The organism is Nocardia anocheti (genome assembly GCF_029675105.1).
In the GTDB taxonomy this organism is placed as follows: Bacteria; Actinomycetota; Actinomycetes; order Mycobacteriales; family Mycobacteriaceae; genus Nocardia.
Window position 1 is genome coordinate 254,294 of sequence record NZ_JAQQFV010000001.1, and the last position, 19,280, is coordinate 273,573.

A 19,280-nucleotide genomic window follows, 5' to 3' on the forward strand; every position below is an offset into this window, starting at 1 on the left:
CGTTCATACTACCGTGGTGTGCGAACTCCGGTTAACTTAACGTGGTCTGACGGGTGGCTGTCAACCATCCAGACTCTTGGCTCCGAGCTCGTTGCGCAGCAACGCCAGGGCGACCTCGTCCGGGTCCTGCCGGTCACCGGGAGCCACCGGCACCGCGGCGGCGGCCAGCATCTCCTGCTCCTCCTCCGGCGTGGGCGGGGCCAGTGCGGCCTCGGCCCGTCCGGAATCGCCGCCCGAGCGGGGGCTCTGCGTGCCGTAGCCGTCCTCCGGGCCCGGGTCGTCGGGCAGGTCGGGGAAGTCCGGCGGGGGGATGTCGTCGTCGGCCGGACGCGCCGCCCCCGAGGACCCGCCCTTGGCCTGGCTCGGCCGCGAGAACTTCGGCCGCGCGGCGGGTTTGTTCTCCCCCGCCGCCCCCCTCGGCGCCGCGGCCTTGGCCTGCGGCGCCGGACGCGGCGCGGGCGCCCCGGTCTCCCAGCGCACACCCAGTTCACGCCCGAGCACCGCCCGCACCGCCGACCGCACCGCGTCGATATTGCGCTGATCGGACAAACGCTGCGCCAACGGCGGACTCTGATGCGCGAACACGATCACGTCCCCGTCGACCCGCGACACCGCCGCCCCCGACAGCAGCGCCTGCAGAGTCGGCCCGAACTCCCGCACCTTGGCCTTGATGTCCGGCCAGGCCGCATCGACGACAGCGATCAGATCCTCGGCAGGTGCGGCGACCTCCGGTTCCGCGTGCTCGGGGGCACGCTGGGCCTGCGGCGCTGAGTGCGACTCCGACGCAGGCACCGGGTGCTGCGGCTGCGGTGCCGACGCTGGCCGCGGCGCAGGCTGCTCGCGCGACGCCGATGCTGGCTGTGGCACCGCCTGTGCGTGCGGCTGCTGCGCTGAGTGCGGGGCCTCCGGCGCTTCCGGCGCGGAGTGCGTCGTCGCCGCGGCGGCGGTGCCAGTCAGGGGCGCATCCGGAACCGGCTGACCCGCACCGGTTTCCGATGGGACACCCGACTGCTGGCGCGGCGACCCCAGGGGCTCCGATGGGGCTGGCGCCGACGGCTCGGGAACCGGCGGCGCGGTCGGCTCATCGGCCGCGCTGGGGCGCGAGGCCGGTTCCGGCGCGGGCGTCGTCGCAGCGGATTCGGGGGTCGTGGACGCCGAATTGGCCACAGACGCCGTGGTAGCCGGTTCCGCCGGAGCGGAGTCCGCAGGTCCGGAGGCTGCGGGTCCGGAGGGCACGGGCGCCGAGGACTCGGTGGCGGCGGTCGTGGGCGCACTCGGCGACGAAGTGGGGGCGGCGACCGGAGACGCGGGCGCGCTCGACGGCGGAGTCGAGGCGGCGACCGGAGACGTGGGCGCGCTCGACGGCGACGTCGGGGCGGCGGCCGGGCGCGTGGGGGCGCTCGGCGCCGGAGTCGGATCGGAGGCCGGAGACACGGGCGCGCTCAGCGGCGGAGCGGGGGCAGCGGCCGGAGACGCAGGCACGCTCGATGACGAAGCCGGGTCGACAGCCGGAGATGCGGGCGCGCTCGACGGCGACGTAGCGGGGGCGGCCGGAGGCGTGGGCGTGCTCGGTGGCGGGGGTGGGGTGGAGGCCTTGGGGGTGCCGGTGGCGGCTTCCTTTTCGGCGCGGGCGGCGGCGAGGAGTTCGGCGCCTCGGCGGCGGCTTCCGGCGGCGGGTGGGGTGGGGGACGGCTGGTCGGTCGGTTGTGTGGGGGTGGCGGAGGGGGGTTCGCCGGTGGAGGGGCGGGCGGTGGGGGGGATCGTGCCGCTGGCGAGACCGCGTTCGAGGCGTTCCAGCCGTTGGAGGGTGGCGGACTCGGTGTCGGAGACCGACGGGAGGAGCATGCGGGCGCAGATGACCTCGAGCAGGAGGCGGGGGGCGGTGGCGCCGCGCATTTCGCCGAGGCCGTCGTGCAGGAGTTCGGCGTAGCGGGTGAGGGTGGCGGGGCCGAGGCGTTCGGCCTGGTCGCGCAGGCGTTCGAGGACGTCGCCGGGGCCGGAGACCAGGCCGCGGTCGGCGGCGTCGGGCACGGCGCGCAGCAGGATCAGGTCGCGCAGGCGCTCGAGCAGGTCGACGGCGAAGCGGCGCGGATCGTGGCCCGCCTCCACGACGCTGTCGATGGTGCCGAACAGGGCGGCGCCGTCGTCGGCGGCCAGCGCGTCGATGGCATTGTCGATCAGCGCGATATCGGTGACGCCGAGCAGCGCGACCGCGCGCGGATAGGTGACCCCGTCGGGCCCGGCCCCGGCCAGCAGCTGGTCGAGCACGCTCAGGCTGTCGCGCGGGGAACCACCACCGGCACGGATGACCAGCGGATACACCGCCTCCTCCACCGGCACACTCTCCTGCTCGCAGATCTTGCCGAGCAGCCCACGCATGGTGGCGGGGGGCAGCAGCCGGAACGGGTAGTGGTGCGTGCGCGAGCGGATGGTGGGCAGCACCTTGTCCGGCTCGGTGGTGGCGAAGATGAAGATCAGGTGGGCGGGCGGCTCCTCGACGATCTTGAGCAGCGCGTTGAACCCGGCCGTGGTGACCATGTGCGCCTCGTCGACGATGAACACGCGATAGCGCGACTCGGCGGGCGCGTAGAAGGCGCGATCGCGCAGCTCACGGGTGTCGTCGACACCACCGTGGCTGGCCGCGTCGAGCTCGATGACGTCGAGATTGCCCGCACCACCCGGCCCGAGCGCCACACACGAGGCGCACACCCCGCACGGCCGCGAGGTCGGCCCCTCGACGCAGTTGAGCGAGCGCGCGAGGATGCGCGCCGAGGACGTCTTACCGCAGCCACGCGGACCGGAGAACAGATACGCGTGACTGATCCGTCCGGTGTCCAGCGCGGTACTCAGCGGGTCGGTGACATGCTCCTGACCCACTACCTCAGCGAACGTCGCCGGTCGATACTTCCGGTACAGAGCCACGGCCAAAGGCTACCTGTGTCTATCGGCGGCTGGCGCCGCGTGGTTCTCGGCCCCTTGGGCCTCGCGTCCGAGAACCATCGTTGTGATACACATCACACCAACACCGCATGTCGGGAGATGTCCGAGAAAACCTGCCTGCCACCGCGCAACAGACGAGCAATCGAGTGTCCACGGCAACCAGGACACCATACGAAACAGCAATCAAACCTGGTTATCGCACATCCACAAACCCATTCCCCGATTAAGACCCACAATCTGGAGGTAACGAAACAGTCAATCGTCGTGACAGCGGCGCAAGTGGCTGGCTACCGTTGTCCTCGGCAACTTCGGTGGCCAAACCTTCATCAGGTTGGTGACCCCGGCCGGTCCCTCATCCCGACCGGGGCACAACCTTCACGCACCGTATCGCTCCCCCACCGCCGACCGGAGGAACGTTTCACCGTGCTGTCGTGTGATGACATCGCAGCCGCCTGGCTCGCCCACACCGACTTCGCTGGCGACAACGCCGCGGTCGGCCTGCTGAGCCGGGCGATCAGCCCCCAGGACTACGACATCAAACGCGATTCGCTGCCCGTCGCCGCCGCGGCGGACCCGGCGACCGCGGCCGCCATCCTGCAACTGCTCGAACGTGGGCAGGTGCCGACGATGGCCGCCATCCGCACCCTCACCGCGCAGAACGAGATGCGCCGCGAGGCCGAGCGGATCGAGCGCCTCGGCCGCCGCGCCCAGCGCAGCATCGACGAGTTCGGCCGCATCCTGGCCCGCCTCGCCGCCGCCCACTGGGCCGCCCACGACATCGGCCCGACCAGGCGCGATGTGCTCGCCGACCCGGCGATCACCGACCTGATCACCGAACGCGTCGGCGAGATCGCACCCTCGGCGGTCAAGCATCTGTGGCTCATCGAGCGCGCGCAGCGGGCGGGCTGGATCGCCTCGAGCGCGAGTCCGGGCTCGCTGTGCCCGGCCCGGCGCTGGCACACCACCAAGTACGGCAACCGGGTCTCGCAGAAACCGGTCAACACCATCGGCAAACTCGTCGCCGGTTTCGTCGTGGAGTACACCGCGAGCAAGGGCAGGCCGCCGAGTTGGGCGGTGCTCTCGCGCGATGCCCGCGACGATCGCGGCCGCCGCGTCTTCTTCGACGTGGCCGACGCGCACGCCCAGCGACGCTGGCTCACCACCGCCGAATGGCTGGCCGACAGCGACGACCTGCCGCTTCCCGGCCGCCGCGGCGCCAAGGCCCTGGCGAAGGAAAATCGCGCCTGAACCCCCTCCGCTCCGCCGGGTACCGGTGAGTATTCGGTAATTTCCTCGCAACGCATTCCGCGTGAAAGGAGTTACCGTGCCCGCGACGATCGATCCCGCGGCCACCGCCTGGCTACTCGCGGCCACCGCCATGGTGCTGTTGATGACCCCGGCGCTGGCCATCTTCTACGGCGGGATGGTGCGCTCCACCGGCGTGCTGAACATGCTGATGATGAGTTTCATCGCGATCCCACTGGTCACCGTGGTGTGGATCGTGGCGGGCTACAGCCTGGCCTTCGGCGACGACGCGGGCGGCGGCCTGATCGGCGACCTCGGCCACGCCGGGCTGGCCGGGATCAACCCGGATTCGGTCCGCGGCACCATCCCCGAGCTGCTGTTCGTCACCTTCCAGCTCACCTTCGCCGTCCTCACCGCCGCGCTGGTCTCCGGCGCCATCGCCGACCGCGCCAAGTTCGCGGGCTGGATGGCGTTCGTGCCGCTGTGGACGCTGGCGGTCTACGCGCCGATCGCGCACTGGGTGTGGGGACCCGACGGCTGGCTGCTGAACTTCGGCGCCCTCGACTACGCGGGCGGCCTGGTGGTCGAAATCGCCTCCGGCGCCTCCGCGCTGGCGCTGGCCCTGGTGCTCGGCCCGCGCATCGGCTTCAACATCGACGCGATGCGCCCGCACAATCTGCCGTTCGTGCTGCTCGGCGCCGGTCTGCTGTGGTTCGGCTGGTTCGGGTTCAACGCCGGGTCGGCGCTGGGCGCCACCGGTGCCGCGGCCGCGGTCTTCCTCAACACCCTGATCGCGGGCAGCCTGGGCATGCTCGGCTGGCTGATCGTCGAGCAGATCCGCGACGGCAGGCCGACGACCTTCGGCGCGGCCTCGGGTGTGGTGGCCGGTCTGGTCGCGATCACCCCGTCGTGCGGCGTGACCAACACCCTCGGCGCGGTGATCGTCGGTCTGGCCGCCGGTGTGGTGTGTTCCTTCGCGGTCGGCTGGAAGCACAGGGCGGGCTACGACGATTCACTCGACGTGGTCGGCGTGCACTTCGTCGGCGGCATCGTGGGCACGGTGCTGATCGGCCTGCTCGCCACCGAGGTGATGACCGACGGCGTGAACGGCCTGTTCTACGGCGGCGGATTCGCCCAGCTGGGCAAGCAGATCCTGGCGGTGCTGGTGGTCGCGGCCTACGCCTTCGCGGTGTCGTTCGCGCTGGGCAAGGGCATCGACAAGGTCATCGGCTTCCGGGTGAGCAAGGAGGACGAGACCTCCGGCATCGACTTCGCCCTGCACGCCGAGACCGCCTATGCCGAAGGCGTGCACGGCACTTCGCCGCGGCGCTTCGGCGAGGGCCACTTCGGCCAGGGCCGCCCGCACTGAGCGCTAGCTGACCTCGTCGGCCGGGGCCAGCCAGGTGTTGCACTCGAAATTGCGGTTCTTGGTGTAGCCGTGGTTGTACCAGTTGCCGTTGTGTTCGGGGGTGCCGTGATCGCGGTGGCGGCCGTTGCCGTCACCGCGCTGGTAGTGGTTCTTGATCGCCGAGGAACTCTCCTGCGGCGTGTAGGAACCACCGGCCTCGGCCGAGCCGATGAACATGCCGCCGAAACAGCTGGCCTGCAACTCCATCCGACGCGAGGCCTCCAGTCCACCGGCCGACATGGTGCCCTGGTCCCGCCGCTGATTCGACGCCGCCTGCAACAGGCCGGTCAGACCCTGGATGTGGTGGCCGTACTCGTGCGCGTAGATCGACAGCGCCTCCATCGGCGGGAACGGCGTGCGGTAGTTGAGCAGTTCCGCGGTCGACATGTAGATCGTGGCCGAGGCGCTGCAGTAGAACGCGTCGCTCGACGCGGTACCGCACGGCGACGAGAGCTGCGACTTGTTCTCGGCGACAACCAGTCCCGGGCTGCTGAACGGCAGGTTCGCGGCGGCCAGGTTCGGTCGCCACATGTCGTCGAGGCAGGTCGCGGCCGCGGCGAAGAAGGCGCGTGCGGTCGCGGCGTCGGTGGCCCAGCGCGGGAGATCGCAGTCCAGGTTGCTCAGGCCCCAGTCGTCGTCGCGGAACAGCGGGTGCTGGCCCAGGGCGATCACCGGTTGCGGGCCAGCGGGTTTGGTGGTGGTCGGCACGGTGGTGCGCGCGGAGGTCGTCGCCCGGGTGGTGGTGACCGGATTCGTGGTCGGCGCGGGCGAATACGAGGGCGTGTAGGTGAAACTCGGTGGGGTCGTGCGCGCGACGGTGTCGGTCGAGTTGTCCGAGACGCCGACCGCGACCAGCAGCGCTCCGACCACACCGACCACGACCAGGATCGTCAGCACCGCACCCAGCACTCCCGAGCCACCACCGCGCGGCGGCGGCCGATACCCGTGCGGCGCATAGCCGTACGGCGGCGGCAGCGGACGCGGATAGGCCGGGCGCCCGTACGGCGGCGGGACCGGGCGCCCGTAGGGCGGCATCGGCCTGCCGTAGGGCGCGGGATAGCCCGGCGGCGGTCGATAGCCGGGCGGCGGACCACCGTACGGTCCGGGCGGACCGGTCAACTCACATCACTCGCGCTGGCGATGAAGGTGTTGCACTGGGCGGTGAGATTGCGATCGAGTCCGGCCTCGAACCACTGGCCGCCGTGCTCGGAGGTGCCGTGGTCGCGCATGTCGCCGGGGCCGTCACCGCGCCCGTAGGCGTCCTTGGTGGCGAGGGTGACCTGGCTCGCGGTGAGCGAGTTGCCGCCCTTGGACGAGGCGATGAACATGCCGTCGAAGCAGTTGGCCTGCAACTCGACCCGGCGCGAGAGCTCGAGGCCCTTGTCCGAGCGGGCGCCCACGTCGACGCGTTCGCTGTTGGCCTTGCGCAGGATGCCCGACTGGGCCTGGATGTGGTGGCCGTACTCGTGGGCGAACACCGAGAGGTAGACGACCCAGTTGTCCTTGAACATGTCGGTCTGCAACTGGCTGATCGGCATGTAGATGGTCTTGTTGGCCGCGCAGTAGAAGGCGGCGAAGTTGCTGGTCGAGCCTGTGCACGGGGTGGTGATGCCCGCGGTGGTCGCGGTGACGCTGAGCTTGGGCGACTCGAAGGGCAGATCGTTGTCGGTCAGCAACGGCTTCCACGCCGCGTCCAGGCAGGTGGCGGCGGATTCGAAGAACGCGCGGGCCTTGTCCACCTGGGTGCCCCACGGCGAGTAGTCGCAGGAGGCGGGCACCAGCGAGCCGTTGGCGTCCAGCAGCAGCGGGTTGTCGCCGGTCTTGGCGGGCGCGGTGCCGGGCTCGGGCGAGTAGGTGGTGCTCGGCTTGGGGCCCACGGCCACCGAGCCGATGTCGATGCCGTTGCGCACCGCGTAGCGCACCAGAATGCTGACCACCGCGATGATCACCACCAGCAGCAGCGAGACGAAACGGCCGCCACCTTTGCGCGGCGGCGGCGTCGGCCTGCCCGGCGGACCGTAGGGCATCGGCGGGGGCCGGTAACCCGGCGGCGGACCGTAGGAGGCGGGGCGCGGCGAATAACCCTGGGGATAACCCTGCGGCTGTTGATAACCCGGTGGCGGACCGTAGCCCGGTTGTGGGCGGTATCCCGGCGGCGGTCCATAGCCGGGAGGCGGCGGAACCCGACGTCCACCAGGCCCTGCCGGGCCATATCCGTACGGTGGTTGGGTCACGTCCCCCGTACCCCCTCGTCTAGTTCGTCGCCGACAGCCGCTGACGCAGGATAGCAAGCTGTCTAGAGTAAGCAGCCATGCTGACTTTTCGGGGGGGCGCCGCGAGCGCGCTGCTACTCGCTTCGGCGGGTCTGCTCGCGGCCGCGCCGGTAGCCCACACGCAGCCCGCGCCCGCCGGTGTCACGATCACCGCCGACCTCACCCTCACCGAGGACGGTGTGCTCCGCGTCACCGAGACCGTCGGTGTTCCCGCCGACGGCAACTTCACGATGTCGCTGCCGCTGCGCGTGCAGATCGACGACGACGTGGAGCGGGTTTTCAAGGTCACCGATGTCACCGCGACCGGCGCGGGCACCGCGACCACGGCCAACGACCAGTTCGTCGTCGAGGCGAAGCCGGGTGAATCCACGTTCACCTACTCGGTGCACAACACCGTCGCCGACGCCCCCGGCACCCAGGTGTTCCACTGGCTCGGCGTCCTCAACGCCGATATCGCCGCGCTGGACGTCTCGGTGATCAGCCCCAGCTATCAAATGGGCATCGTCGACTGCAAACTCGGTCCGGCGGGCAATGCCCGACCGTGCGCCGACGTGCACACCGAACCCGACGGTGTGCTGTATCTGACCCAGACCGATCTGCGCAAGGGTGACGCGATCGACCTCACCCTGCAGATGCCCCCCGGCACCGTCCCGGCCAACGCCGATGTGCGCGACGGCAGCGCCGCGGGTCCGTTCTCGTTCACCGCGCCGGTCTTCGCCGCCTTCGGCGCGCTGCTGGCCGCGCTAGCGGCGATGGTGGCCTACGTGCTGTTCGCCCGGAAACGCGCGGCCGCGGCCGTCGCGGGCAACGACACCTTCCAACCGCTGACCCAGCAGGGCGGCCGGGTCGACTTCACCACCCCCGACGGCGTGCTGCCCGGCGAGGCGGGTCTGCTGCTCGACGAACAGGTCGATCCGGTCGACATCGCCGCCACCGTCGTGGATCTCGCGGTACGCCGCTACCTGTGGATCGCGCCGGTGAACGCGCGCGGCGAGGACGACTGGCGGATCAGCCGCGTCAACGCGCCCGACGACCAGCTGCGCGACTACGAGCGCGTCGTCTACGACATGCTGCTGCCCGAGGGCACCGACACCGTCGCCGTGCGCGAACTGCGCGCGCCGGGACGCGTTGAGCTGGAACCGATCCGGGCCGCCATGCGCGCCGACGCCGTGCTCACCGGCGCCTTCGCCGACCCGAGGCAGCGGGCGCTGCCGCGCTGGATCGGCGCCGCCCTCATCGCGGTCGGCGTCGTCACCACGGTGGCGCTGGCGCTCACTTCCGGACACGCGCTGGTCGGCGTCGCCATCGCGCTGGCGGGCGGGGCGGCGATGCTGCTGCCCAACTACCTGCCCACCCGCACCACCTTCGGTGACACCACCGTCGGTCGCATCCGCGCCATGCAGCGCGGCCTGGACGCCGTTACCCGCGCGCAGATTCCGCCGATCGACCAGGAGACGGTGTTCTCCCGGGCCCTGCCCTACACGGTGATCAACGGCCGCGCCGACAACTGGGTGCGCACCTTCCGCGACATGGACCCGTCGGCCGACTCACAGCCGGGCCTGTACTGGTTCGCCGGTTACGACCGCGACCGCGACCTGCACCGCTTCGCGTCGCAGTTCCCGTTCTTCATCACGGCCCTGGAAGGGGCGTTCAACCCACGCTGAGCGCCCCCGTCCGCCGGGTGCTACACCCGGCGGATGGCGGCCAGCGGATCGGCGTAGAGCGCGCTCAGCGAGGTGACCACCGCGGCGAATTCCTGTACCTTGCCGCCGAATCCGCTGATCCGGATGTCGGTGGGCGGCAGCTGGGTGCTCTGGGTGAACGCCCGCGCGACGTGGCCGAGGGCGGGCCGGTAGCCGGTGAAGGCCTGGCCGCCCAGGACCACCCGGTCGGGGTTGAGCATGTCGCGCACCAGGGCCACGGTCTGACCGAGCATGGTCGCGCGCTCGGCGAGCAGTTCCCGCGCCGGTTCGGAACCGGACTCGGCGGCCCGGTACAGATCGGCGATGGTGGTGCCCACGGTGCCGTTGTAGGCCGGAATGATGCCGCGGCCGACCGCGCGCGCCTGCAGGGCCCGGTCGCCGACGGTCACTTCCAAGCAGCCGCGTCGGCCGCAGGTGCACTGCACGTCCGAACCGGTCGGCAGGTGCGCGATGGAACCGGGGCCGTTGCTCGGGGTGTGCACCCGGCCGTCGAGGGTGACGGCGATGCCCGCGGTCTCGCGGACGTAGAAGTACAGGCTGGAGCCGTGCTGGGTGGCGGGCAGTTCGGTGTCGGGCTCGGGGCGGCGCGCGTCGAAGGTGGGCAGCAGCAGCTCGGAGGCGGCCATGGCCTCCACGTGCGGGGCCACCGAGACGGGCAGTTCGAGCACGTCACCGAGGACCTGGCCGAGCGGAGCGCCCTTCCAGTCCAGCTTGGGATGGTCGACGACACCGGTGTGCGGGTCGACCCGGCCACCGATCGCGACGCCCGCCCACAGCGGGGTGCGCTTGTGCCAGCGCTGCAGGAACGCCTTGGCGCTGCGGGCCACGGTGGTGACCGCGAAATCCTGGCCGGTCTGCGGGGTCGCGATGGCGAGTCCACCGAGGATGCGACCGCGCAGGTCGGCGGCCACGATCTTGGTCGCGGCGGCACCGATGTGGATGCCGATGGTCAGGTAGGCCTCGTGGTCGATCTCGAAGGGCACCCGGGGACGGCCCACCGCACCGGCGGCGGTGAGGTCGGGGCGCTCGCGCAGCAGACCGGCGGCGAGCAGCGAGGCGACCTGCCGGTTCACCGTCGCGATGCTCAGACCTGTTGTGCGCGCGGCATTGTCGCGCGAGACCGGGCCGGAGGCGGCGGTGCGCAGCACGGCGGCGGCGGGGTTGTCGCTGCGGCGCAGCTCAGGCGCTACGACAGGACGGGAGACACGAGGACGACCGGCACCCGCCCGAGAAAGGGGGCGGTCGATGGTGGGAGCAGACATATGAAGTTCCTTGCTGAAATCCCGTTGTCGCAACGGGATTGCCTACACGTGTGGCTTGGCAGCACGCGAGCCGAAAAGACTCAGCTGCAGCGACAGGAACGACACAGTTCGCGGGTCAACGGCAGACGCAATCCCAGAGCGGCGGTCACGTAGGTGACCCGCGCTGCGAGGGGATGGTTGCCGGACATAACAATCAAGTTAACACCGAATTCGCACCCATCCAAGCGGAACCGGCGGATTGTGCTGTGCGGCACACCATATCCGCAGGTCAGCTGGTTGTGACCCGGGCGCAATACGGACACCCCGGACATCACGACGCCCCCTCCGGTGCTCCGGAGGGGGCGCTGACGATGTGGGTGACTACTTGGTAGCCGGAGCCGTGAAGGGCTGGTTGATCGTGGTGATGTACTGGATCGCCGCACCGATGGCGACCGGAGCCGCGATCAGGATCTGACCCGCCAGGGCGCCGAGGCTACCGATGGCCAGGATGCCACCGATGCAGCCGATCGCGGCGGCGGGCAGGAACGGACCGAACAGGCCGACGATGGTCGCCGAGGCCACGGTCGCGCCGACGATGCCACCCAGGACGCAACCGACGGCGCCGCCACCGATGCCACCGACCAGCGCGCCGACCGCGGCACCGAGGGAGATGGTGGAGGTCAGACGGCTCCAGGCGGCCTGCTCACGGTCGTACTCGGACTTCCAAGGGGCCTTGTCCTCGAAGGGCAGCGCAACCGGCTTGTACACGGCCTTGGCCGGGTCCAGCTGCGGGGTCAGCACGGCCTTGTTGCCCGAGATCTCGGCCGCGATCGGCAGCTCGAAGTCGTCGAGACGGAACGACAGCGGGGTGGCCGCCACCGTGGTGCCGTCGGCCGCCTTCACCTTGAAGGCACCCTCCTCGACGACCAGCGAACCGGCGTCGGTGGTGATCACCGAGGTGCCGTTGACTTCCTGGGCGCTGAAATTGATCGGGGCGGCGGCCTCGGCGGCCGGGTCCGCGTAGGAGGTGCCCGCGGCAACACCGGTCGCCAGGGTCACGAGCGCCGCAACCACGGCGAGCTTCCTCATCTTCATAAACGTGCCAATCCCTCATCTGTGGTGGAGCTGTTCGAGAAGCAAGCTTCGAGCAGAACCGCGCTCGGGACGAGGGATAAAAACAGCGAGATCGGAACCCGGAATTTCAGCCGGTGGCTTTCGCCGCCGCTTTCGCCTGTTTCTTGAATTCCCGTACTTCGGCGAGGGTTTCGGCGTCGACGACGTCGGCGACCGAACGTCGCGAGCCCTCGTCACCGTAGGAACCGGCCGCTTTTCGCCAGCCGGTGGGACGCACATCACGCTGCTTGCCCAGCAGTGCCAGGAAGATCTTGGCCTTCTGCGCGCCGAAGCCCGGCAGGTCCTGCAACCTGCGCAGCACCTCCTTGCCATCGGGATCGCCGCTGGTCCAGATGTTGGCGGGCACCCCGTCGTAGTGGTCGATGACGTACTGGGCCAGCGCCTGGGCCCGGCGCGCCATCGAGCGGCCGTAGCGGTGGATCGCCGGGGGCGTGGCGGCGAGTTCCTCGAATTCCGCGGGATCGGCCTCGGCGATGCGGCGCAGGTCAAATCCGCCCATTCGCTCGGCGAGTTTGCGGGGCCCGCGAAACGCGTGTTCCATCGGATACTGCTGGTCGAGCAACATTCCCAGCAGCAGCGCGAAATCATCGCTACTCAGGAGTTCGTCGGCTTCGGGTTCCTGAGCCAGACACAGCGTACGAGTCATACATTCATCGTGACACATTTCACCAGTAGCCTCTGAGTTCATGATGGCGGTACCCATGACCAACTACACCCCCCGTCCCGACCGTTTCGATCAAGCGGGCAAGGACCAACTCGTCGACGCCCACGATCTGGAGGTCACCCAGCCCGGGATGCGCAGCCTGCGCGCCTGGAGCCACGACGCGCTCGCGCTACGCCCCGGCGAACGCGCCCTCGACATCGGTTCCGGCACCGGTTCGGAGGTGTTCGCCTTCGCCGACGCGGTGGGCCCGACCGGCGCCGCCATCGGCGTGGAACCCGACCCGAACCTGCTGGCCTCGGCCGAGCGCAGGACCACCGACGAGGGCTCCACCGCGCGTTTCGTCTCCGGTGACGCCTACGGCCTGCCCTTCGGCGGCGACGCCTTCGACGCCGTACTCTGCGAACGCGCCTTCCAGCACCTGACCGCCCCCGCCAGAGCCGCCGCCGAGATCGCCCGCGTCCTGCGCCCCGGCGGCCGCGCGGTGGTGGTCGACAGCGATTGGGCCACGGCCATCGTGCACCCCGGCGACCCCCGCGTGGTGCGCGCCGTGATCGACACCCTGATCTCCTCGACCACCAATCCCCTGTCCGGCCGCAGACTCGCTGGCCTGCTCAGCGACGCCGGACTGGTCGTCGACGAGGTGGGTTCCCAAGCTCTGGTCCAGGACCGCACCGTAGGCGCGGGCGCGCTGGTCAGCCGCATCGCCGACCTGGCCGTGCTCCGCGGCACGATCACCGCCGAAGAACGCGATCAGCTCCTCACCGACCTACGCGCGGGCGCCGACCGAGGCGACATCCACATCTCGGTCACCCTGTTCGGCGTACTCGCACACAAGCCATAGCCCAACCCGACCGCCCACCCAGCCCCGCACCCGCGACCCCGAGGAGCGGCGGCCACGAAGTGGCCGGTCGCGGCCCGGGTCGCCGGTCAGGCGCCGTTGCGTACGCGACGAAGGAGCAAGCAACGGTGCCTGACCGGCGGCCCCCCAGGGGGCCGCGACTCGAGCGCGCCAGCGCTCCAAATCACAGCAGCCTTTCGGTGGCGGCCAGCAGGACGCAGGTGGCCAGGCCGTCCATCGCCTTCTCCAGCTCCGGCAGCTGCGGGAAGCTGGGGGCGATGCGGATGTTCTTGTCCTCGGGGTCCTTGCCGTACGGGAAGGCCGAGCCCGCCGCGGTGAGCGCGATCCCGGCGTCCTTGGCCAGCGCGATCACCCGGGCCGCGGTGCCCTCGAGCACGTCGAGGCTGATGAAGTAGCCGCCCTTGGGCTCGGTCCACGAGGCCACCTTGGACGGGCCGAGCCGGTCCTCGAGGATACGGCGCACGAGCGCGAACTTGGGCTCGAGCAGCGCGCGGTGCTTCTGCATGTGCTCGCGCACGCCCTCGGCGTCGGTGAAGAAGCGCAGGTGGCGCAGCTGGTTGAGCTTGTCGGGGCCGATGCTCTTCTTCGACGCGTGCGACAGGTACCAGTCGATATTGGCCCGCGACGCACCGAAGAAGCTCACGCCCGCACCGGCGAAGGTGATCTTGGAGGTGGAGGCGAAGACCAGCGGCCGGTTCGGGTTGCCCGCGGCGGCGGCCAGGCCGAGCACGTCGAGCACGGGGGCGGCGGTGTCGGTGAGCGGGTGCACCGCGTAGGCGTTGTCCCAGAACAGGCGGAAGTCGGGCGCGGCGGCCTTCATCGAAACCAGCTCGCGGACAACCTCTTCGGAGAAGGTGACGCCGGTGGGGTTGGAGTAGTTCGGCACCGCCCACAGGCCCTTGATCTGCGGGTCCTCGGCGAGCAGCGCGGCGATGGCGTGGGTGTCGGGGCCGTCGTTGTGCATCGGCACGGTGATCATCTCGATGCCGAGTGCCTCGGTGATGGCGAAGTGCCGGTCGTAGCCGGGGGCCGGACACAGCCACTTGATCGTCTCCTCGGCGGCCCAGCGGCGCGGCGAGTCCGGGGTGCCGTAGAGCATCGAGAAGGCGATGACGTCGTGCATGATCTCGAGGCTGGCGTTGTTGCCCGCCAGCAGCTGCTCGACCGGGATGCCGAGCAGTTCGCCGAAGATGGCGCGCAGCTCGGGCAGGCCGGTGAGGCCGCCGTAGTTGCGGCAGTCGGTGCCCGACCCGTCGCGGAAATCGCCGTCACCGGGCAGGGCCAGCAGCGACGAGGACAGGTCGAGTTGTTCCGGCGACGGCTTACCTCGGGTGAGATCCAGCGTGAGCTTCTCGGTCTGGAGCGTCGCGTAATTCGCGGTCTGGGACTCGTGCTCGGACACGAGTTCCGCGTGGCTCATCAAACCGATCTGCGTTTGCCGGGGCATCCTGGGCAGCCTTTCGAAGCAGCAAGGTGGGGTACCCGCAACGTTACCCGGCGGTTGCTCGGAATCGCTGGGGTATCCGGGGCGGGATCGGGCTCGCACTCTGCGAAGGTGCGTAGGCGCTTCGATCGGGCCGAGCCCTTCGAAAATTAGGGGACCCCGCGCACCCGGCAGAGCCCGTTGACCCTTGCTGCCTTCCGGCCCTGGGGGAGTTCACAGGATGCGCGCCGCGCGGGATCCGTCGGCCAGTGTAGCGGTTGTCGGAGCTACTGGCGATCGGCGGGGTCGAACAGCAGGTCGGCGGCGCGGGCGAGCACCTCGGCGCGGTCGCGACCACCGTGGTCGGCGGCCAGGAAGTGCACCCCGATGATGCCGCAGAAGGCCAGCAGCGAGCGCGCTTCGATCTCGTCGGGATCGTCGACGATCTGCCCGATCGTCTCGCGCAGCAACGCCATTCGCGCGTTGTCGACGCGGCGCAGGCGCGCGGCGACGGCGTCGTCGGCGCGGGCCCAGGCGCGCACGGCCAGGTCGATGGGCAGCAGGTCGCTGGAGAAGGTGAGCATCCCGGCCCGGCGGGCCTTGGTCTTCGGATCGCCGGTCCCGGCGACCTGCGCCAGCACCTTGGCCACCGCCCTGGTCTCCCAGTCGTCGAGCATGGCGGCCAGCAGCGCGTCACGGTCGGCGAAGTAGCCGTAGAAGCCGCCCTTGCTCACCCCGATGCGCTTGGCGAGCACTTCCACGCGGACCGCCTCGACCCCCGATTCGGCCAGCACCGCCAGCCCTTCGCTCACCCATCTGGTGCGGGGAGTCCGCGCGGCACCCACGATGTGCTCCACCTCGTTCTTTCGGCGACACCGAGCCGCCGACACGGTCCGGATCTCCAGTGTACGAAGCCGTATAGCCGAGGCGCCGCTCTTGCGAACTGGTTACGATCGGCCCGACATCGGCACAGGGGGAGTCCCCGACCAACGCAGGAGGGGTTCGAGAGTGACCGGCCAGAATCCGCCACCGGGCGGCGACAAACCACCATCCGATCCGACCGTGCAGTGGTGGGAGCAGCCCCGCGCCGACGCGCCGAATCCCGGGCAGGCCGATCCGACCGTGCTGCGCGGCGGCATCGGTGACCACGGCGGCTACACCCCGCCCCCGCAGGCCCTGCCCTACCCGGGCACCGGCGACCACAACGCCTACGCCCCGCCGGTCAACCCGTACGCCAGCGCCCCGCAGCCGCAGCCCCAGTTCGCCGCCCCGCCGCCGTACCAGGCGCCGCAGCAGCAGTGGGGCGCGCCGCCGCGGCCGCCGTCCTCGGGCAACAACACGGTCTGGTGGATCGTGGGCGGCTCGGTGCTGCTGGTCGGCGTGCTGGTGATCGGCCTGGTGGTCTTCGCCGCCAACAAGGCCGAGGACGCCTTCGGCCCGGATTCGTCGAAGTGGGCGGGCGACTACGCGTTCATCGAGGGCAAGAACGCCTGCGACCTGGTCGACCTGACCGTGCTGGACCAGTGGTCGAGCACTCGCGAGACCACCACGCACACCGAACACGCCCCCTACGAGTACATCGGCGGCGGCTCCTACAACTGCTCGGCGCAGAACAAGAGCTCCGGCCGCGACGCCAACGGCGCGAACCTGACCCTGCAGGTGGAGTTCAAGACCGAGAGCGAGACCCAGTCGGACTACTCGCGCTGGAAGAGTTCCGACACCAGGACCACCGGCGCGGGCTACGAGAACGGCCCGGTCAGCGGCCTCGGTGCGGAGGCGTACTACGCCTACGAGCTGCAGAGCTACAGCTCGATCCCCGACGACTACACCTACGTGGTCGGCGCGCACGACAGCAATATCTCGGTGAAGGTCGAGATCGAGGTGGAGAGCATGCGCAACGTGGACAAGTCCGCCCTGGCCACCGCGGCCGAATCGCAGGTCCGCAAGGTCCTGGCGGCATTGAAGAAGTAGCAGGTCGGAGCAGCCGAGCGGGGGCCGGTTTGGCATCGGCCCCCTACCACCCGCTATGCTGCTCCACGGAGGATTCGCCTAGTGGCCTATGGCGCTCGCCTGGAACGCGGGTTGGGTTAACGCCCTCAGGGGTTCAAATCCCCTATCCTCCGCCAACGCAGGGCCCTGATCGGTTCGCCGGTCGGGGCCCTGCGTGTTTATTCGGTGGATCTGTCGGTGCGCACCCGTAGAGTGGGCCCGACAGTGCGGGAGATCCCCACCACACCCCTTCGCTCTGTCGCCCCTTCGGCAGAAGTGTGCGTGCCGACACAGTGAAGTGGGTACCCATCCATCGCGCCCGTCCACCGAGGACGGCGTGCGCCGGTCGACGTCGCGTTCGTCGTCGAACCGCCCAGAACTCAGAAAGAACCCAGTCAGTGAATACAGCACCTGAAACGAGCATCGGTCGCGACGCGTCCGGGCCGATCCGGTTGATGCTGCGTGACCACCAGAGCACCACCGGCCCGATCGACGGCGCCTGGTGGCCGCGAACCGATCAGCCGATGACCGAGCTGCACCAGCTGGTGCACGCGGTCGGTCCGCGCATCGGCAAGCTGGCGCGCCTCGGATTCGATTGGAACACGGGCGAATCCGGCAGTGCGACCGAGCCCAACTCGCGCATCATGCACCTGGTCGGCAGCAATGGCGCCGCCCTGGCGCTGCTCGTGGTCCCCGCGTCCACCGAGGCGCCCGCCGCGCGCAGCCAGATGCGCTGGGCGGCGGGCAAGCCCCGCGTGCAGGACCCGGCCCCGGCCGACATCGCCGCCGACGGGCCGCGTCCGCTGGCCCAGCTCTAGCGACCTCGACCCGCCGCCGCGGGCCCGGCTCCCGCGGCGGCCCAACCCGCTAGCGGTCGCTGGTGTAGGTCGGGTCGAAGTCGCGGGGCGCGCCGCGGCGGCTGAGCAATCGGTCGAACCACTCACCGAGGACGACGCCCGAAGCCAGCGCGCAGCCGACGCCGAACGCGCCGAGCAGCTGACTGAAGCCGAGCAGGGTCTCGTCCTCGAGCAGGGCGTAGAGCCCGCGATACACCTTCAGACCCGGCAGCAGCGGGGTGATGCCCGCGACCGCGACGACCAGCGGCGGGGTGAGCGCGCGCCGCGCCATCAGACCACCGGCCATACCGATCAGGATGGCGGCGATGCCCGAGGAGATCACCGGCCCGAAGCCGACGTCCTGGGCCAGCAGGTAGGTCATCGTGCCCGCCGCGCCGCTGAGCCCGGCCGCCAGCAGCGCGCGGCGCTCGGCGTAACAGGCCAGCGCGAAGGCGATCGCCGCCACCGCACCGGCCAGCAGCGTGACGGCCAGGTACCCGGTCTCGCGTCCGGCGCTGGCCGCGATCTCCGGCACCGGAATCCCGAGCAGCACCGAAACCCGCAGCGCCAGACCGATACCCGCGACGATGCCGCCGGTCATCATCACCAGTTCGAGCATGCGCGCCGCGGCGGTGATCGGCGCGCCGGTGATGGCGTCCTGCACCGAACCGACCAATTGCAGACCACTGAGCAGCACGGTGATCCCGGCCGCGACGATCAGCGCCGCCTCCGCGCGCCAGTCGTCGCTCACCGCCGCCAGCGCGATGGCGGGCGCGGCCGCGAGAATCCCGCCGACGATGTGCTGGAAGAAGATCGGCAGACCGAGCTGGTGCAGTGCCCGGTTCACCACGTCGATCAGCGCGGTGGTCGCGAAGCTGATCACCGCCAGCACCACCCCGCCGCCGAGCAGCACCGCGATGGCCGCCGCCAGTAGCGACCAGCCCGCGGTGGACACCCAGCGTGGGTACGGGTGGCGCAGCGAGACGATCTCGTCGAGCGCCGCGTGCGCCTGGTCGACCGGGACGACCTGGCTGCGGATACGGCGGGTCAACCGGTCGACCGCCGCCAGCCGGGTGAAGTCGAGCGAGCGGTACTTCACCACCCGCATATCGCTGGCGGGCGGCAGGCTCAGGCCACGATCGGCCCAGATACGGATCGCGTCGAAGGTGACGTCGATATCGCATTTGTCCAGACCGTAGGTGGAGGCGATGAAGCGCACCTGCGCCGAGGTGTCCCCGACGCTGGTGCCCGCGGCCAGCACCACCTCGCCCACCCGCACGGCCAGATCCAGCACCTGCGACACCTCGGCGTCGTCGGTGAGATCGATCGGCTTGAGCGGGGTGGGCGCGGCGACGATATTGTCGGCGGTGGCGCGTTGCGACGGCAGGATGAACGGTCGCCGGAACGGCCACAGGCGGCGCCGACCTGGGGATTCGATGATCGTATCGCCCTCGCCATCGGGCAGTGGGTCCGCGCTCATACCTCGACGGTAGTAGCGCGACGGGGCTGTTCATCGTCTCGCAACAACTTCGTCAACGTGTCGGTGCGCACTCAGATGTCCTCGA

General features: G+C 70.3%; 15 protein-coding genes, 1 tRNA gene and 1 other RNA gene. 7 read left to right on the forward strand and 10 right to left on the reverse strand.

Annotated features, from left to right (window positions below; all coding sequences use genetic code 11):
• Positions 1-60 precede the first annotated feature (60 nt).
• Entirely contained in the window at positions 61-2,922 is a 2,862-nt protein-coding gene (locus QC180_RS01280; protein ID WP_278260680.1) for a DNA polymerase III subunit gamma and tau, read from the reverse strand.
• A 441-nt stretch (positions 2,923-3,363) separates the two neighbouring features.
• Here QC180_RS01280 and QC180_RS01285 point away from each other — a divergent pair, with 441 nt between their 5' ends.
• Positions 3,364-4,188, forward strand: coding sequence for a hypothetical protein (locus QC180_RS01285; protein WP_278260681.1), 825 nt, complete (start codon positions 3,364-3,366; stop codon positions 4,186-4,188).
• 76 nt (positions 4,189-4,264) lie between these two features.
• Positions 4,265-5,554: an ammonium transporter gene (locus tag QC180_RS01290; RefSeq protein ID WP_278260682.1), complete on the forward strand. Its 1,290-nt coding sequence runs from the start codon at positions 4,265-4,267 to the stop codon at positions 5,552-5,554.
• A gap of 3 nt (positions 5,555-5,557) precedes the next feature.
• Here QC180_RS01290 and QC180_RS01295 read toward each other — a convergent pair whose 3' ends face one another.
• Together QC180_RS01295 and QC180_RS01300 are read right to left on the reverse strand one after the other, a co-directional pair.
• Positions 5,558-6,712 carry a neutral zinc metallopeptidase gene (locus QC180_RS01295; protein WP_278260683.1) on the reverse strand — a complete coding sequence of 385 codons (1,155 nt, stop codon included), beginning with the start codon at positions 6,710-6,712 and terminating at the stop codon, positions 5,558-5,560.
• Positions 6,709-7,620 (reverse strand): neutral zinc metallopeptidase, encoded by a 912-nt coding sequence (locus QC180_RS01300; protein ID WP_278260684.1) that lies wholly within the window; start codon positions 7,618-7,620, stop codon positions 6,709-6,711. Before QC180_RS01300 ends, QC180_RS01295 begins: the two co-directional genes overlap by 4 nt.
• 284 nt (positions 7,621-7,904) lie before the next feature.
• On the opposite strand from QC180_RS01300, the gene QC180_RS01305 reads away from it, so the two are divergent.
• Positions 7,905-9,530 (forward strand): DUF2207 family protein, encoded by a 1,626-nt coding sequence (locus QC180_RS01305; RefSeq protein WP_278260685.1) that lies wholly within the window; start codon positions 7,905-7,907, stop codon positions 9,528-9,530.
• A 20-nt stretch (positions 9,531-9,550) separates the two neighbouring features.
• On the opposite strand, the gene QC180_RS01310 is transcribed toward QC180_RS01305, so the two are convergent.
• The 3 genes from QC180_RS01310 to QC180_RS01320 all read right to left on the reverse strand — a co-directional run bounded on the left by QC180_RS01310 (position 9,551) and on the right by QC180_RS01320 (position 12,590).
• Positions 9,551-10,831 (reverse strand): ROK family transcriptional regulator, encoded by a 1,281-nt coding sequence (locus QC180_RS01310; protein ID WP_278260686.1) that lies wholly within the window; start codon positions 10,829-10,831, stop codon positions 9,551-9,553.
• 360 nt (positions 10,832-11,191) lie between these two features.
• Positions 11,192-11,905, reverse strand: a complete 714-nt coding sequence (locus QC180_RS01315) for a DUF8020 domain-containing protein (RefSeq protein ID WP_278260687.1) — start codon at positions 11,903-11,905, stop codon at positions 11,192-11,194.
• 106 nt (positions 11,906-12,011) lie between these two features.
• Entirely contained in the window at positions 12,012-12,590 is a 579-nt protein-coding gene (locus QC180_RS01320; RefSeq protein WP_278260688.1) for an HhH-GPD-type base excision DNA repair protein, read from the reverse strand.
• Positions 12,591-12,633: 43 nt separating this feature from the next.
• Between QC180_RS01320 and QC180_RS01325 the strand changes: the two genes are divergently transcribed.
• A complete protein-coding gene (locus tag QC180_RS01325; protein ID WP_278261172.1) occupies positions 12,634-13,449 on the forward strand; it encodes a methyltransferase domain-containing protein in 816 nt (271 codons plus the stop codon).
• Between the two features lie 181 nt (positions 13,450-13,630).
• Here QC180_RS01325 and QC180_RS01330 read toward each other — a convergent pair whose 3' ends face one another.
• The 3 genes from QC180_RS01330 to QC180_RS01340 all read right to left on the reverse strand — a co-directional run bounded on the left by QC180_RS01330 (position 13,631) and on the right by QC180_RS01340 (position 15,702).
• On the reverse strand, positions 13,631-14,914 hold the full coding sequence (locus tag QC180_RS01330; RefSeq protein ID WP_278260689.1) for an aspartate aminotransferase type Ic: 1,284 nt from the start codon (positions 14,912-14,914) through the stop codon (positions 13,631-13,633).
• Positions 14,915-15,059: 145 nt separating this feature from the next.
• An RNA gene (gene ffs / locus QC180_RS01335) (signal recognition particle sRNA small type) lies at positions 15,060-15,154 on the reverse strand.
• Between the two features lie 23 nt (positions 15,155-15,177).
• On the reverse strand, positions 15,178-15,702 hold the full coding sequence (locus QC180_RS01340) for a TetR/AcrR family transcriptional regulator (protein ID WP_278260690.1): 525 nt from the start codon (positions 15,700-15,702) through the stop codon (positions 15,178-15,180).
• Positions 15,703-15,898: 196 nt separating this feature from the next.
• On the opposite strand from QC180_RS01340, the gene QC180_RS01345 reads away from it, so the two are divergent.
• The 3 genes from QC180_RS01345 to QC180_RS01355 all read left to right on the forward strand — a co-directional run bounded on the left by QC180_RS01345 (position 15,899) and on the right by QC180_RS01355 (position 17,697).
• On the forward strand, positions 15,899-16,861 hold the full coding sequence (locus QC180_RS01345; RefSeq protein WP_278260691.1) for a hypothetical protein: 963 nt from the start codon (positions 15,899-15,901) through the stop codon (positions 16,859-16,861).
• A gap of 67 nt (positions 16,862-16,928) precedes the next feature.
• A tRNA-Ser gene (locus QC180_RS01350) sits at positions 16,929-17,016 on the forward strand.
• A 261-nt stretch (positions 17,017-17,277) separates the two neighbouring features.
• Positions 17,278-17,697, forward strand: a complete 420-nt coding sequence (locus QC180_RS01355; RefSeq protein WP_278260692.1) for a DUF5994 family protein — start codon at positions 17,278-17,280, stop codon at positions 17,695-17,697.
• Between the two features lie 49 nt (positions 17,698-17,746).
• On the opposite strand, the gene QC180_RS01360 is transcribed toward QC180_RS01355, so the two are convergent.
• Positions 17,747-19,195, reverse strand: coding sequence for a threonine/serine exporter family protein (locus QC180_RS01360; protein WP_278260693.1), 1,449 nt, complete (start codon positions 19,193-19,195; stop codon positions 17,747-17,749).
• Positions 19,196-19,280 lie beyond the last annotated feature (85 nt).